Annotated in this window: 14 protein-coding genes and 1 pseudogene; 12 read left to right on the top strand and 3 right to left on the bottom strand. The window is 73.0% G+C overall.

Annotated elements, in window-relative coordinates; translation table 11 throughout:
* The 8 genes from CCN39_RS17860 to CCN39_RS17825 all read left to right on the top strand — a co-directional run.
* Positions 1 to 675 (top strand): glutamate ligase domain-containing protein (locus tag CCN39_RS17860; protein ID WP_279629580.1); only part of this gene is annotated, 675 nt, incomplete at its 5' end.
* The gene (mraY, locus tag CCN39_RS17855; protein ID WP_013228040.1) at positions 672 to 1,754 is read left to right on the top strand and encodes a phospho-N-acetylmuramoyl-pentapeptide-transferase; all 1,083 of its coding nucleotides are present in this window, start codon (positions 672 to 674) and stop codon (positions 1,752 to 1,754) included. The genes CCN39_RS17860 and mraY, both read left to right, overlap by 4 nt.
* A gap of 1 nt (position 1,755) precedes the next feature.
* The gene (murD, locus tag CCN39_RS17850) at positions 1,756 to 3,162 is read left to right on the top strand and encodes a UDP-N-acetylmuramoyl-L-alanine--D-glutamate ligase (RefSeq protein ID WP_086843396.1); all 1,407 of its coding nucleotides are present in this window, start codon (positions 1,756 to 1,758) and stop codon (positions 3,160 to 3,162) included.
* Positions 3,149 to 4,660: a putative lipid II flippase FtsW gene (ftsW, locus tag CCN39_RS17845; protein WP_086843394.1), complete on the top strand. Its 1,512-nt coding sequence runs from the start codon at positions 3,149 to 3,151 to the stop codon at positions 4,658 to 4,660. The genes murD and ftsW overlap by 14 nt, the downstream gene beginning before the upstream one ends.
* Entirely contained in the window at positions 4,657 to 5,781 is a 1,125-nt protein-coding gene (murG, locus tag CCN39_RS17840; RefSeq protein WP_086843392.1) for an undecaprenyldiphospho-muramoylpentapeptide beta-N-acetylglucosaminyltransferase, read from the top strand. Before ftsW ends, murG begins: the two co-directional genes overlap by 4 nt.
* Positions 5,774 to 7,162 carry a UDP-N-acetylmuramate--L-alanine ligase gene (gene murC / locus CCN39_RS17835; protein WP_086843390.1) on the top strand — a complete coding sequence of 463 codons (1,389 nt, stop codon included), beginning with the start codon at positions 5,774 to 5,776 and terminating at the stop codon, positions 7,160 to 7,162. Before murG ends, murC begins: the two co-directional genes overlap by 8 nt.
* A gap of 4 nt (positions 7,163 to 7,166) precedes the next feature.
* Positions 7,167 to 8,009, top strand: coding sequence for a cell division protein FtsQ/DivIB (locus CCN39_RS17830; RefSeq protein WP_086843388.1), 843 nt, complete (start codon positions 7,167 to 7,169; stop codon positions 8,007 to 8,009).
* Positions 8,010 to 8,084: 75 nt separating this feature from the next.
* On the top strand, positions 8,085 to 8,915 hold the full coding sequence (locus CCN39_RS17825) for an NAD(P)H-binding protein (protein WP_086843386.1): 831 nt from the start codon (positions 8,085 to 8,087) through the stop codon (positions 8,913 to 8,915).
* Positions 8,916 to 8,949: 34 nt separating this feature from the next.
* Here the strand turns inward: CCN39_RS17825 and CCN39_RS17820 are convergent, their stop codons facing one another.
* Positions 8,950 to 10,119: an MFS transporter gene (locus CCN39_RS17820; protein WP_086843384.1), complete on the bottom strand. Its 1,170-nt coding sequence runs from the start codon at positions 10,117 to 10,119 to the stop codon at positions 8,950 to 8,952.
* 80 nt (positions 10,120 to 10,199) lie between these two features.
* Here CCN39_RS17820 and CCN39_RS17815 point away from each other — a divergent pair, with 80 nt between their 5' ends.
* From CCN39_RS17815 to CCN39_RS17800, 4 genes are all read left to right on the top strand, one after another.
* A complete protein-coding gene (locus CCN39_RS17815) occupies positions 10,200 to 10,733 on the top strand; it encodes a CGNR zinc finger domain-containing protein (RefSeq protein ID WP_086843382.1) in 534 nt (177 codons plus the stop codon).
* 74 nt (positions 10,734 to 10,807) lie between these two features.
* Entirely contained in the window at positions 10,808 to 11,173 is a 366-nt protein-coding gene (locus tag CCN39_RS17810) for a DsrE family protein (RefSeq protein ID WP_086843380.1), read from the top strand.
* Between the two features lie 36 nt (positions 11,174 to 11,209).
* Complete coding sequence (locus CCN39_RS17805) at positions 11,210 to 12,202, top strand: RNA polymerase subunit sigma-70 (protein ID WP_279629581.1); 993 nt, start codon at positions 11,210 to 11,212, stop codon at positions 12,200 to 12,202.
* Positions 12,203 to 12,288: 86 nt separating this feature from the next.
* Entirely contained in the window at positions 12,289 to 12,849 is a 561-nt protein-coding gene (locus CCN39_RS17800; RefSeq protein ID WP_244210840.1) for a phosphoribosyltransferase family protein, read from the top strand.
* Here the strand turns inward: CCN39_RS17800 and CCN39_RS17795 are convergent.
* Both CCN39_RS17795 and CCN39_RS17790 read right to left on the bottom strand, forming a co-directional pair.
* Entirely contained in the window at positions 12,836 to 13,807 is a 972-nt protein-coding gene (locus tag CCN39_RS17795) for a HEAT repeat domain-containing protein (RefSeq protein WP_086843376.1), read from the bottom strand. The two genes, CCN39_RS17800 and CCN39_RS17795, sit on opposite strands and share 14 nt — an antisense overlap.
* Positions 13,801 to 14,025, bottom strand: a pseudogene (locus tag CCN39_RS17790) (HEAT repeat domain-containing protein); the annotation flags it as partial. The pseudogene CCN39_RS17790 and the gene CCN39_RS17795, both read right to left, overlap by 7 nt.

The following is a 14,025-nucleotide window of genomic DNA, read 5'->3' as shown; positions in this document are numbered from 1 at the left end:
AACATCACCCTCGACGACGAGGCCCGCGCGTCCTTCCGGCTGATCACCCCGGCCGGCGCGGCCGACGTCAAGCTGCCGCTGCACGGCGAGCACCACGTCGGCAACGCGCTGTCCGCCGCGGCGGTCGCGCTGGAGCTGGGCGCGACGCCGGACGAGATCGCCACACGGCTCTCCGCCCTCGAACGGCGGTCCGCGCGGCGCATGGAGGTCGTCACCCGGCCCGACGGCGTCACGATCCTCAACGACTCGTTCAACGCCAACCCCGAGTCGATGCGGGCCGGCCTGAAGGCCCTCGCGGCGATGACGCGGGAGACCGGCCGCCGGTCCTGGGCCGTGCTCGGCGTGATGGGCGAGCTCGGCGCGGACTCGGTCAACGCCCACGACGAAATCGGCAGGCTCGTCGTCCGGCTCAACATCGCCAAGCTCGTCGTGATCGGCCCCGAGGCGGCGGCCATGCACCAGGGCGCGCACCAGGAAGGCTCCTGGGGCGAGGAATCCACTTTGGTACCCGACGTCGAGGCCGCCGCCGCCCTGCTGCATGATCAGCTCCGCCCCGGGGACGTGGTGCTGGTCAAGGCCTCCAAGGCCGCCGGCCTCTGGCGGGTCGCCGAAGCTCTGCTCGAACCCCGGGAAACCGACAACTCCGAGAATCGCTCGAACGGTGGTGACGCGTGATCAGCATCCTGATCGCGGCCGCGGCGGGCCTGCTGGTCTCCATCATGCTGACGCCCTACCTGATCCGGGTCTTCTCCCGGCAGGGCTTCGGCCAGGAGATCCGTGAGGAAGGCCCCCAGGGACACAAGTCCAAGCGCGGTACCCCGACCATGGGCGGTGTCGCGATCATCATCGCGATGGTCGTCGGGTACTTCGCCGCGCACCTGATCAACTGGATGTTCAACTCCCGCAGCGGGGCGCCGACGGCGTCCGGCCTGCTGGTGCTGATGCTCGCGGTGGGCCTGGGGATCGTCGGGTTCCTCGACGACTTCATCAAGATCCGCAAGCAGCGGAACCTGGGGCTGAACAAGACCGCGAAGCTGGTCGGGCAGCTCGTCGTCACCATCGCGTTCGCGGTGCTGGCGCTGAACTTCCCGAACCAGCACGGCATCACGCCGGCGTCGGAGAGCCTCTCCTACGTCCGTGACCTCGCGCTGATCACCTTCCCGTCGGTGATCTTCGTGATCTTCTGCTACGTCGTGATCTCCGGCTGGTCGAACGCGGTGAACTTCACCGACGGCCTCGACGGCCTGGCCGGTGGCGCGGCGGCGATGGTGCTGGCCACCTACGTCGTGATCTCGTTCTGGCAGGAGCGGCTGTCCTGCGCCAACGCGCCGGCCGCGGCCTGCTACGACGTCCGCGACCCGCTGGACCTGGCCGTGGTCGCCGCCGCGGCGACCGGTGCCTGCGTCGGGTTCCTCTGGTGGAACGCGGCCCCGGCGAAGATCTTCATGGGTGACACCGGCTCGCTGGCCCTCGGCGGCCTGGTCGCCGGCCTGTCCATGACCACCCGCACCGAGCTGCTCGCCATCGTCATCGGCGGCCTGTTCATGGTCGAGATGATCTCGGTGGTCGCGCAGATCGCGGTGTTCCGGACGACCCGGCGCCGGCTGTTCCGGATGGCGCCGTTCCACCACCACTTCGAGCTCGCCGGCTGGGCCGAAACCACGGTGATCATCCGGTTCTGGCTGCTCTCGGCGATCTGCTGCATGTTCGGGCTCGGCCTGTTCTACAGCGAGCAGCTGGGCCTCGGGGGCTGACGTGGACGTCGCCGGTCGTCACGTTCTGGTCGCCGGGGCCGGGGTCACGGGCAAGTCCGTGGTGCCGGTGCTGGTCGAGCTGGGTGCGCGCGTCACCGTCACCGACGGCAACGCCGAGCGCTTGGCCGAGCTCGAGGGCCTCGGCGCCGAGCTGGTGCCGGGCCTGACCGAGCCGCCCTCCGACGTCGTCCTCGTGGTCACCAGCCCCGGCTGGCGGCCGACGTCGCCGCTGCTGGTGGCCGCGGCCGAGGCCGGGATCGAGGTCATCGGCGACGTCGAACTGGCCTGGCGGGTCGGGCAGCTGCGCGAGCACCCGCCGTGCTGGCTGGTGGTGACCGGCACCAACGGCAAGACGACCACCGCCGGCATGCTCGAGTCGATCCTCAAGGCGGCCGGCGCGAACGCCGTGGCCTGCGGGAACATCGGGTACGCGGCGCTCGACGCGGTGCGGGCCGGGTACGACGTGCTGGCCGTCGAGCTGTCGAGCTTCCAGCTGCACTGGTCCTCGACGCTGGCCCCGGACGCCGCCGTCGTACTGAACCTGGCCGAGGACCACATCGACTGGCACGGCTCGATGGACGAGTACGCGGCCGCCAAGGGCCGGGTCTACGCCCGGGCCAAGGTCGCGGTGCACAACGCCGACGACGACTGGTCCACCCGGATCGCCGCCGAGCACGCGCCCGAGAGCGCCCGCCGCGTCGGCTTCCAGCTCGACACCCCGCGCGCCGGCGAGCTGGGCGTGGTCGAAGACCTGCTGGTCGACCGCGCCTTCGTCGCCGACCCGGCGAACAGCGCCGAGGAGCTCGCCACCCTGTCGGACGTCCGCCCGGCGGGCCCGCACAACGTCGCGAACGCCCTGGCCGCGGCCGCGCTGGCCCGCGCCCACGGCGTCTCGGCCGACGCCGTGCTGAAGGGCCTGCGCGAGTACCAGCCGGCCCCGCACCGGGCCGTCGAGGTCGCCGAAGTGGCCGGGGTGCGGTACGTCAACGACTCGAAGGCGACCAACCCGCACGCGGCCGCCGGGTCCCTGCGCGCCCACGCGAGCATCGTGTGGATCGCCGGGGGCCAGCTCAAGGGCGCCTCGGTCGACGAGCTGGTGAGCAGCATCGCCGGCCGCCTGCGCGGCGTCGTGCTCCTCGGCGTCGATTCACCCGTGATCGCCGCCGCGGTTGCGCGACACGCGCCGGATGTCCCGGTGAACAGCCTCCGTCCGGGTGACGATGAACCCATGACTGCGGCGGTGAGTGCGGCCAGCGCGATGGCCCGACCCGGTGACGTGGTGCTCCTGGCACCCGCCGCGGCGTCGTTGGACATGTTCTCGAGCTACGGCGAGCGCGGCGACGCGTTCACTGCGGCCGTGCATGTCCTCCGCGACGACGCAGCGGGGGAGCCGAGTGACGACAGCTGAACCGAAGCCCGCACCGCCGCCCAAGCGGCCGCGCCGGGAGCGCAAGGAGAGCGGCTTCGTCGCCTTCCGGACCGCGCTGACCGCGTGGCTCTCGCGGCCGCTGGCGTCGTTCCACCTCGTGCTCGCCCTCACCGGTGTGCTCACCGTCATCGGCGCCGTCATGGTGCTGTCGGCGTCGTCGGTCACCTCCTACAACCCCAAGACCGGCAGCGGTGTCTACTCGCTGTTCGTCAAGCACCTGGTCTTCGTCGCCCTCGGCTCGGTGGTCTTCTGGCTGGGCCTGCGGGTCAAGCTGGAGCGGATCCGGCGGATGTCGGCCACCGCGACGGTGATCTGCCTCGGCCTGCTCGTGCTCGTGCTGACGCCGCTCGGCTCGGAGGTCAACGGTTCGCAGGGCTGGTTCAAGCTCGGCGAGTTCACCTTCCAGCCGGTCGAGGCCGCGAAGGTCGCGCTGGCCTTCTGGGGCGCCCACATCCTGGTGATCAAGTACAACGTGATCCACCAGTGGCGGCACCTGCTGGTGCCGGTGGTGCCGATCGCGCTGCTGATGTTCGCCCTGGTCATGCTGCAGCCCGACCTCGGTGGCACGGTCACCCTCGCCGTCGTCCTGCTCGCGCTGCTGTGGTTCGCCGGCGCTCCGAAACGGCTCTTCGGCGTCATCCTCGCCGGCGGCCTGGCCGGCGTGCTCGTGCTCGCGATCATCGCGCCCTACCGGCTCGACCGGGTCATGTCGTTCCTGTCGCCGGACGCCGACACCAGCGCCGGGGGCTTCCAGGCCAACCAGGCCAAGCTGGCGCTTGCCGACGGCGGCGTCCTCGGCAAGGGGCTCGGCCAGGGCGCGGCCAGCTGGAACTACCTGCCGAACGTGCAGAACGACTTCATCTTCGCGCTGATCGGCGAGGAGCTCGGGCTGATCGGCTGTGTCGTCGTGCTCGCGCTGTTCGGCGGGGTCGCGATCGTGGGCCTGCGGATCGCCACCCGCAACATCGACCCGTGGATCCGGATCGTCTCCGGCACGCTGACGGTGTTCCTGGTGGCCCAGGCCGGCATCAACATCGGCTACGTCGTCGGCCTGCTGCCGGTCACCGGCGTCACGCTGCCGCTCATCTCCTACGGCGGCACGTCCCTGGTGATCACCATGCTCATCATGGGCGTGCTCGCGAACGCCGCCCGGCACGAACCGGAGGCGGTGGCCGCGCTGCGCACACAGGGGCCGGGTAAATTCGGGCGTCTGCTGCGGCTGCCCGCGCCCGACCCGTACCGCCCGCCCGCCACGCGCAAGGCGGCGGGGCGGAGTGGGGCGAAGGCGGCCCGGCCGGCGCCCCGTGCGGCCCGGCCCGCCCCGGCACAGGAACGACGCAGGTCGGTCCGCGAACCGGTGCGGCGCAGCGCGGCACGGACGAGCGCGGCCCGCACGAGCACGTCTCGCGGCGGGGCCGCGCGGACAACAGCGAGCCGTGGTACCCGGAGTACCGCGAACCGGAGAGGTCATAGGTGAGTAAGCCCGTCAAGGGAACCGAGCGAGCCGCCGCGGGCAAGGGGCCCGTGGTCGTGGTCGCCGGAGGTGGCACCGCAGGACACATCGAACCCGCCCTCGCCCTGGCCGACGCCGTCATGCGGCTGCGACCGGACGCGACGGTCGTCGCGCTCGGCACCGAGCGCGGCCTGGAGAACAAGCTCGTCCCGGCCCGCGGCTACCCCCTCGAGCTGATCCCGCCGGTGCCGCTGCCCCGCAAGCCGACCCCGGAACTGGTCAAGCTGCCGCTGAAGGTCCGCGACTCGGTCCGCAAGACCCGCGAAGTGCTGGAGCGCGTCGGCGCGGACGTCGTCGTCGGCTTCGGCGGGTACGTCGCCCTGCCCGCCTACCTGGCCGCGCGCGGACGCGTCCCGATCGTCGTGCACGAGGCCAACAAGTCGGCCGGCCTGGCGAACAAGGTCGGCGCGCGGTTCGCCAAGCGCGTCGCCGTCGCCGTGCCGGGGACGACGCTGCCGAACGCCGAGGTCGTCGGGATCCCGCTGCGGCGGTCGATCACGACGCTGGACCGGGCCGCGCTGCGGGCCGAGGCGCGCGAGTTCTTCGGCCTGGACCCGGACGCGCCGACGCTGCTGGTCTTCGGCGGTTCCCAGGGCGCGCAGTCGATCAACGCTGCCGTGTCCGGCGCGGCGAAGGACCTGGCCGACGCCGGGGTCGGCGTGCTGCACGCGCACGGTCCGAAGAACACGCTGGTCGTGCAGGAGTTCCCGGGCAGGCCGGCGTACGTGCCGGTGCCGTACCTGGAGCGGATGGACCTGGCCTACGCCGCGGCCGACGTCGCGATCTGCCGCTCGGGCGCGATGACCGTCGCCGAGGTGACCTCGGTCGGGCTGCCCGCGGTGTTCGTCCCGCTGCCGATCGGCAACGGCGAGCAGGCCACCAACGCCCGGCCCGCGGTCGACGCCGGCGCCGCGCTGATGGTCGCCGACGGCGACCTCAGCTCCGCCAAGGTCGCCGAACTCGTCGTCCCGCTGGTCACCGACGCCGACCGCGTCGCGAAGATGGGCGCGGCGGCGGTCGGCATGGGCCACCGCGAAGCCGACGAAACCCTCGCCCGCATCGTTCTGGAGGCCGCCGGTGCCTGAGTTGCCTGAAGAACTGCGCCGGGCGCACCTGATCGGGATCGGCGGGGCCGGCATGTCCGGCATCGCGCGGATCCTGCTGGCCCGGGGCGCTTTCGTGTCGGGCTCGGACGCCAAGGAGTCGCGCGCGCTGCTGTCGCTGCGGGCCCAGGGTGCCGAGCTGTTTGTCGGCCAGGCGGCCTCGAACGTCTCCGAGCTGGCCGAGCCGCCGTCCGCGGTGGTCGTTTCGACGGCGATCAAGGAGACCAACCCGGAGCTGGTGGCGGCTCGCGAAGCCGGGATCCCGGTGCTGCACCGGGCGCAGGCGCTGGCCGGGCTGATGGAGGGCCACCGCGTCGCCTGCATCGCCGGCACGCACGGAAAGACGTCGACGACGTCGATGCTCACGGTGGCGCTGCAGCACTGCCGGCTCGACCCGTCGTTCGCCATCGGCGGCGACCTCAACGAGTCCGGCGCCAACGCCCACCACGGCGAGGGCGGCGTGTTCGTCGCCGAGGCCGACGAGAGCGACGGCTCGTTCCTGACCTACTCGCCGTCGGTCGCGGTCGTGACGAACGTCGAGCCGGACCACCTGGACCACCACGGCACGGCCGAGGCCTACACCAAGGTGTTCACCGAGTTCGTGAGCCGGATCGTGCCGGGCGGGCTGCTCATCGTCTGCGCCGACGACGCGGCGGCGGACGAACTGGGCCGGCAGGCGGCCGACCTGGGCGTCCGGGTCCGCCGTTACGGCCGCACGGCCACCGACGCGCGGGTCCTGGACTACGCCCCGGCGCCGGACGGCGGCGTCGTGCGGCTCCTGCTCGACGGCTCGGAGCTGTCGGTGCGGGTCGCCGTGCCGGGCGAGCACATGGCGCTGAACGCGGTCGCGGCGCTGCTGGCCGGGGTCGAGCTGGGCGCGCCGGTCGACGGCCTGGTGGCCGGGCTCGCGGCGTTCGGCGGGGTCCGGCGGCGGTTCGAGTTCAAGGGCCGGGCCGGCGACGTCCGCGTCTACGACGACTACGCCCACCACCCGACCGAGGTGGCCGCGCAGCTGCACGCGGTGCGGACGGCGGCCGGGTCCGGCCGGGTGATCGTCGTGTTCCAGCCGCACCTGTACTCGCGGACCAAGACGTTCTCGGCGGAGTTCGCGGCCGCGTTGTCGCTGGCCGACGAGGTGGTCGTGCTGGACGTCTACGGCGCGCGCGAAGAGCCCGAGCCGGGCGTCACCGGGGCGCTGATCGCGGACCAGGTGACGGCGTCGGTGCACTACGAGCCGGCGTTCGACGTCGCCGCGCCGCTGGTGGCCGGGCTGGCCAAGCCCGGCGACCTCGTGGTCACCATGGGCGCCGGGGACGTGACGCAGCTGGGTCCGGAGATCCTCGCCGAGCTGGACAAGCGCTGAGGCCATGAGTCCGACCAGGGAACGCCGCCGTCCGTCCGCCTCCTCGGAAGAGGCCGTGCCGGATCGCGCTGCCCTGGCCCGGCAACGCCGGGGGCGGCGCTCCGAGGAGGAGCGCCGCCGGACCCGCGCCGCGCGGCCCGCCCCCAGCGCCCGCAACCGGCCCAACCGGCAGGTGGAGATCCGCCGCCGGTGGGTCGCGCTGCTGTCCGTGCTCACCGTGGTGGCGCTGGTCTACCTGCTGTTCTTCAGCTCGATGCTCGGCGTGCAGGACGTCTCCGTCAGCGGGTCGCGCACGGTGCCGGCCGACCAGATCCGCACGGTGGCGGCGGTTCCGGCGGACAAGCCGATGCTGCGGCTGAGCACGGACGAGATCCGCGACCGCGTGGCGGCGATGCCGGGCATTGCGACGGTCGAGGTGTCGCGGTCCTGGCCCAACACGGTCGAGATCACGGTGACCGAGCGCACGGCGATCGCGTTCTTCGACAGCGGCCCGGGCGGCGACGGGGTTCACCTGGTCGACGGCGGCGGCGTGGTGTTCAAGACGGTCTCGGCGCGGCCGCCGGGCCTGCCGGAGCTGAAGCTGCCGAAGGTGTCGGCGGACGACCCGGTGACCCGCGCGGTCACGGCGGTGCTCGGGGTGATCCCGGAGCAGCTGCTGAAGCAGGTCACGACAGCGACGGCGAAGACGCCCGCGAGCGTGGAGTTCACGCTGGCCAACGGGAAGATCGTCCGCTGGGGGACCGCGGAGCAGACGGACCGGAAGGCGAAGGTCCTGGCGGCGCTGCTGACTCAGGACGGCAAGGTCTACGACGTCGCGGCGCCGGAACTGCCGACCATCACTTCCTGAATCGTTTTCCAGGTGCACTCGAGTTCCCGTATGCCGTACTATCTCGTACGCCATACGAGAAGGAGGAGGATGCGCATGACGATCCTGGTGACCGGGGCGACCGGCAGCGTCGGCCGGCTGGTGGTCGACGAACTCGTCGCGGCGGGGGTGCCCGTGCGGGCGCTGACCGTCGACCCCGAACGCGCGCAGCTGCCGGCCGGGGCGGAGGTGGTCGTCGGGTCGCTGGCGCGGCCGTCGACGCTTCCGGTGGCGCTCAAGGGTGTCTCGGCGGTGTACCTCGCCCCGATGGCCCGGACCGTCCGGCGGTTCTGCGAGCTGGCTTCCGACGCCGGCGTCGAGCGGGTCGTCGCGTTGTCGGGCAGCAGCGTCGGCGACGAGCACGAGGGGTCCAGCGGCCACGAGTACGCCGCCGTCGAGGCGGCCGTGCGGGAGGCCGGGTTCGCCTGGACCTTCCTGCGGCCCGGCGTGTTCATGAACAACACGCTCGACTGGGCGCCGATGGTTCGGGCGGGCGAGGTCGCGATGGCCTTCGGCGACGCGACGCAGACCCCTATCGACCTCGGTGACATCGCGGCGGTGGCCGCCCGGGTGCTGACGACCGGAGGGCACGCCGGTGCCACGTATGTCCTCAGTGGACCGGAGGCGATCAGCCCGCGCGGGCAGGTCGAGACCCTGGCGGCGGTGCTGGGCAAGGAAATCCGGTTCCGCGAACTGACCCCGGCGGAGCAGCGCGCGCAGTGGATCGGTTACGGCGTCCCGGAAGAGGCCGTCGGCTGGCTGCTCGAAGGCTTCGCGGAAACCCTGCGGCACCCGCAGGTGCCGACCGGCGTCGTCGAGGAACTGGTGGGCCGGCCGGGAACGACGTACGCCCAATGGGTGGCGGCGAACCGGACGACCTTCGCCTGAGGGGGCGGCGGCACTGCTTCCGGCCGCACCGGTCCTAGACCCGGGTGCGGGTCATCCCCGCCAGGCCGAGCAGTGGCAGCACGCCGGCGAACACGACGACCGCCGTCCAGCCGCCCAGGTGGTAGGCGATCGAACCCGCCTGGGAGCCGATCGCGCCGCCGATGAAGAACGTGCCCAGGTACACGCTGTTGACGCGGGCGCGGGCGGCGGGGTCGAGCTGGTAGATCACGTGCTGGCCGGTCACCAGCGTGGCCTGGACCGCCGTGTCGATGGCGATCGCGGCGATCGCCAGCAGGATGACGTTGTGCGCGCCGAAGCCGGCCAGCGCGAAAGCGGCCGCGCAGAGGACGAAGGCGCCCGCGGTGAGCCGCCGGCCGTGGCCGTGGTCCGACCACCGCCCGGCCAGCGGGGCCACCGCGGCGCCGGCCGCGCCCGCCAGGGCGAAGAGGCCCACGCCGAGCTGGGAGTAGTTGAAGGGCGGTGCGGTGAGGACGAACGCGATGGTCGTCCAGAACGCGCTGAACGCCCCGAACATCGCCGACTGGTAGAGGGCGCGGTGACGCAGCGCCGGGTGCTTCCGCGCCATGGCGAAGGTCGAACGGAGCAGCTCGCCGTAGCGGACGTCGGTCTTGGGTGCCCGGCGCGGCAGGATGAAGCGCAGCACGACGGCCAGCGCCGCCATCGCCCCGGCCGAGATCAGGAACACGACGCGCCAGCTGGTCACCTCGGCGAGCAGGCTGGCCACGACGCGGGAGAGCAGGATCCCGAAGAGCAGCCCGCTGACGACCCGCCCGACGATCCGGCCGCGGATGGCGTCGGGGGAGAGGTCGGCGGCGAACGGGATGAGGATCTGCACCACGACCGACGCCGCCCCGACGGCCAGCGAGGCGATGAGCAGCACGGCGAACCCCGGCGCGATCCCGGTGACGACCAGGCCGGCGCAGGCGACGGCGAGCAGCGTCGCGACGAGGCCGCGGTTCTCGAGCCGGTCGCCGAGCGGGACGAGCAGCAGCATCCCGGCCGCGTACCCGATCTGGGTGGCGGTGACCACGCCACCCGCGGCCGCCTCCCCGACGCCGAACGTCTGCCGCAGCTCGGCGAGCAACGGCTGCGCGTAGTAGAGATTGGCGACGGTCAGTCCACAGGAGACGGCCAGGAGCAGCACGAGCCAGCCGGGCGGGGCCTTCTGCTCGGTCTCGGTCATGTGCGCCCCCAGAAGTGGAACCGGTTTGATCGGTTCCCCGAAGGTACCAGTCAAACCGGTTCCGGCGTACTGTGACCCGTATGACGGACAGATTCCGCGCGGGAGCGGGCCGCCCGTGCCTCGACTTCATCCGGACGCTGCGGTACCGGGGGACGCCGTCGGAGACGGAGGAGCTGCCGGACGCGGCGGCGTGGGGAGCGTGGATCGACCGGTTCGGCCCGTTCGCCACCCCGGTCCGGCCGGAGTCGGCCGCCGAAGCGCGTGCGGTCCGCGAGGCGATCCACGAGCTGCTGACGGCTTCGGTGCGCCCGTCGACGCGGCAGCGGCTGAACCGCGTCGCGGCGCTGCCGGTGCCCGCGCCCGCGTTGACGCCGTCGGGAGAATTGCGGTGGCAGGCCGCGGATCCCCCGTCGGCGATGCTGGCGTTGCTGGCCCGGGACGCGGTGGAGCTGGTGACGTCGCCGGAGTTCGCGCGGGTCCGGCGGTGCGAGGGGGCCCGCTGCGGGGCGCTGTTCCTGGACACGTCCCGGCCGGGGACGCGGCGGTGGTGCTCGATGGACGTGTGCGGGAACCAGGCGAAAAAGTCGACTTATCGAGCCAAGGCTGCCCGATAGGTCGGGAAAACACCCGACGACACGGCTGTCGTCCGCTCCTAACGTCCTGGGTCCGGACGAAGGGAGCCACAACCATGTCGAACAAAGCCGTCATCAGCCTGTCGACGGGCCTCGAGGACGCGGAGAAGGTGACCGTCGCGTTCCTGGTCGCGGTGGGAGCCGCCGAGACCGGGCGCGAGACGCTGATGTTCCTGACCAAGGAGGCCGTCCGGCTCTCGCTGGCGGGCACCGCCGTGGGCGCCGCGTGCGACGGCTGCCCGCCGCTGGCCGACCTGGTCAAGCGCTACGAGGCAGCGGGCGGCCGGTACTACGTGTGCCCGATCTGCTTCGACGCGAAGCACCTCGACGCCGGCAACCTCGTCGACGCCGCGGAGCTGAACGGCACCATCCCGCTGTGGAAGTGGATCGGCGACGAGCCGGCGACGACGTTCAGCTACTGACCGGCTCGGTGATGAGTTGTCGCGCTCGGAACCGTCATACCTGCGACAGCCACGACGAGGCGGAAGGATGACGGGATGAGTGCGGACACGCGGTTGGAGGAGCCGGCGTTCTCGGGGCTGGCCGAACGGCACCGGCGGGAGCTGCACGTGCACTGCTACCGGATGCTCGGGTCGTTCGAGGACGCCGAGGACACCGTGCAGGAGACGTTCCTGCGTGCCTGGCGGCGGCGCGAGACCTTCGCGGGGCGGTCGACGCTCCGGGCGTGGCTGTACCGGATCGCCACCAACGCCTGCCTGGACCTGCTGGCCCGGTGCCGCCCCGAGCCGGCGACCGGGGGTGAGGTGCCGTGGCTGCAGCCCTACCCCGACCGGCTGCTCGACGAGCTGCCCGCGGGCGGCGCGGACGAGCCCGAGGCCGTCGCCCTCGCGCGGGAGACGATCGAGCTCGCGTACCTGGTGGCGGTCCAGCACCTGGCGCCGCGGCCGCGGGCGGTGCTGATCCTGCGGGACGTGCTCGGCCGGCCCGCGAAGGAGGTCGCGGAGCTGCTCGGGGATTCGGTCAACTCCGTGAACAGCGCGCTGCAGCGGGCCCGCGCCGGCATGCGGGAGCACCTGCCCGCCGAGCGCCAGGACTGGGCCGGCGGCGAGGAGGACGCCGGGACACGTGCGCTGGTGCGCCGCTACACCGAGGCCAGCGTGGCCATCGACGTCGACGGGATCGCGGCCCTGCTGCGCGAGGACGTCCGCTGTTCGATGCCGCCGACATCGGGCCTGCAGGTCGGCCGCGACGCGGTCGTGCGGGACTGGGTCGAGGGCGGCTTCGAGGAGCTGAAGGGCCTGCGCGGGATCCCGACGTCGGTGAACCGGCAGCGGGCGGTCGCGTTCTACCTCTGGCAGGAAGGGCTGGGTGCGTACCTGCCGCTGACGATCGACGTCCTGCGCGTCAGCGGCGGGGCGATCACCGAGATCACCACGTTCGACGCCGGCCGGTTCCCGCGGCTGGGGCTGCCGGAGCGCCTGCCGGGGTAGGCCGCAGACGCGGCCGTCCAGGGTGCCGCCCGGGCCGGGAGGAAATCCGGTTGCCGGTGGCGGCCACGGGGCGCGACCATCGGCAGGTGTCCGGAGACGTGCTGGTGGAAGAGGTGAAGGCCGGGCTCCGCCGTGCCTTCACCTGGCGCGGCGATCGCACGGACGAGAGCTACTACGCCGACGTGACGGGGTGGTGGCGCCGGCCGGACCTGCTCGCGGGCCTGGGCCCCGCGCTGGCCGGGCTGTTCGCCGACCGGCAGCCCACGGTCGTCCTGGGGCCGGAGTCCCGCGGCTGCCTCCTGGGGCCGCTGGTCGCCCTGCACCTCCAGGTCGGATTCGTCGAAGTCCGCAAGAACCGCGCGGCGTCCGGTGACAGCGACGCCTGGCTGCGGCGGACCACCCCACCCGACTACCACGACCGCCACCTCAGCCTCGGCTTCCGCAAGCACCTGGTCGACGGGGGCGATCGCGTGCTGTTCGTCGACGACTGGATCGAAACCGGCGGTCAGGCCCACGGCGCCCACCTCCTCACCCAGGACGCCGAGGCCACCTGGCTCGGCGTGGCGACCGTGGTGGACGCGTTGCGCCGCAACCAGGTCCGGCGTCAGCTGAACGTCCGGTCGCTGCTGCACATCAGGGAACTCTGACGGCTGTGGCGAGCAGGGCGACCGCCCGGTCCTCATCACCCGCCAGCTGCCGCAGGACGTCGTCGGCGAGAGGGCCCGGCAGTTCCGCCAGAGCCTGGGTCACGCGGAGCCGCACCGCCGGGCCCGCGGCGAGCTCCCCGGTCAGCGCGTCGAGGATCCTCGCCCCCTGCCCGGGGTCTTCGGCCAGCGTGCCCAGGACTTCCGCCGCTTCGACGTCGCTGGTGCCCTCGACCACCATTTCGACGAGCAGCGGCACCGCGGTGGTCGTGCCGCGGCTGCCGGAGGCCAGCGCGGCGTGGCGGCGCACTTCCGGGTCCGGGTCCTTGAGGGCGCCGGCGAGTACCTCGGTCGCTTCGTCGCCGGGGAGCTCGGCGATGGCCAGGACCGCGCGCCGCCGGATGGTGACGTCCTCCGACCGCAGGCCGGTGGCCACGGCGGCCACGCCGTCGGCGCCCGCGCGGGCCAGCGCCCAGCGCAGGGCTCCGGCGACGTTGGGATCCGTCTCGGCGAGGACCGCCCTGGCCAGCAGCGGGACGTCCTCGACCGGGGCCAGGGCGGCCTGCTGCCGGCGGGCCGGGCTGGGGGACCCGAGCCCGTGCAGCAGCCCGACGACGTGCAGGACGCCGTCCCAGCCCGCGGGGTCCGAGGCGTCGATCGCCCGGAGCCGGTCAAGGAGTTCCCGTTCCCGCGCCAGCCTTTCCTCGGTCCGCCGGATGAGGTCGCCGACCAGCTCGGCCGGGGTGAAGCCGGGATCGGCCAGCGCGCGGCCGATCTGGCGCAGCGACATCCCCAGCGTGCGCAGGCCTTCGACGTGGAAGATCCGGCGGATGTCCGCTTCGGAGTACTCGCGGTAGCCGCCCACGGTGCGGCCGGTCGGCCGCACCAGCCCGAGGGTGTCGTAGTGCCGCAGCATCCGCGTGCTCACCCCGGACCGGCGGGCCACCTCCCCGATCAGCACGCCGCGTCCGGCCCGAGCGCGACGACCCGCTTCGCCTCGTCGACGGCCAGGTCGAACCCGGCGTCCGGGTCGTGCACCAGCACTTGCGTGGCCCGGGCGTGCGCGCGCACGCCCGGGTCGGCGCTCGCGAGTCCCGCCGCCAGGGCGGGTTCGGCCGCGTCGCCGAGCGCGGCGAGGGCCCGGCTCAGGCTCAGCCGGAGGGCCCGGTCGCCGCGCTC

The organism is Amycolatopsis kentuckyensis (genome assembly GCF_002155975.1).
GTDB lineage: Bacteria > Actinomycetota > Actinomycetes > Mycobacteriales > Pseudonocardiaceae > Amycolatopsis > Amycolatopsis kentuckyensis.
This window is presented reverse-complemented; position numbering and strand designations above follow the sequence as displayed.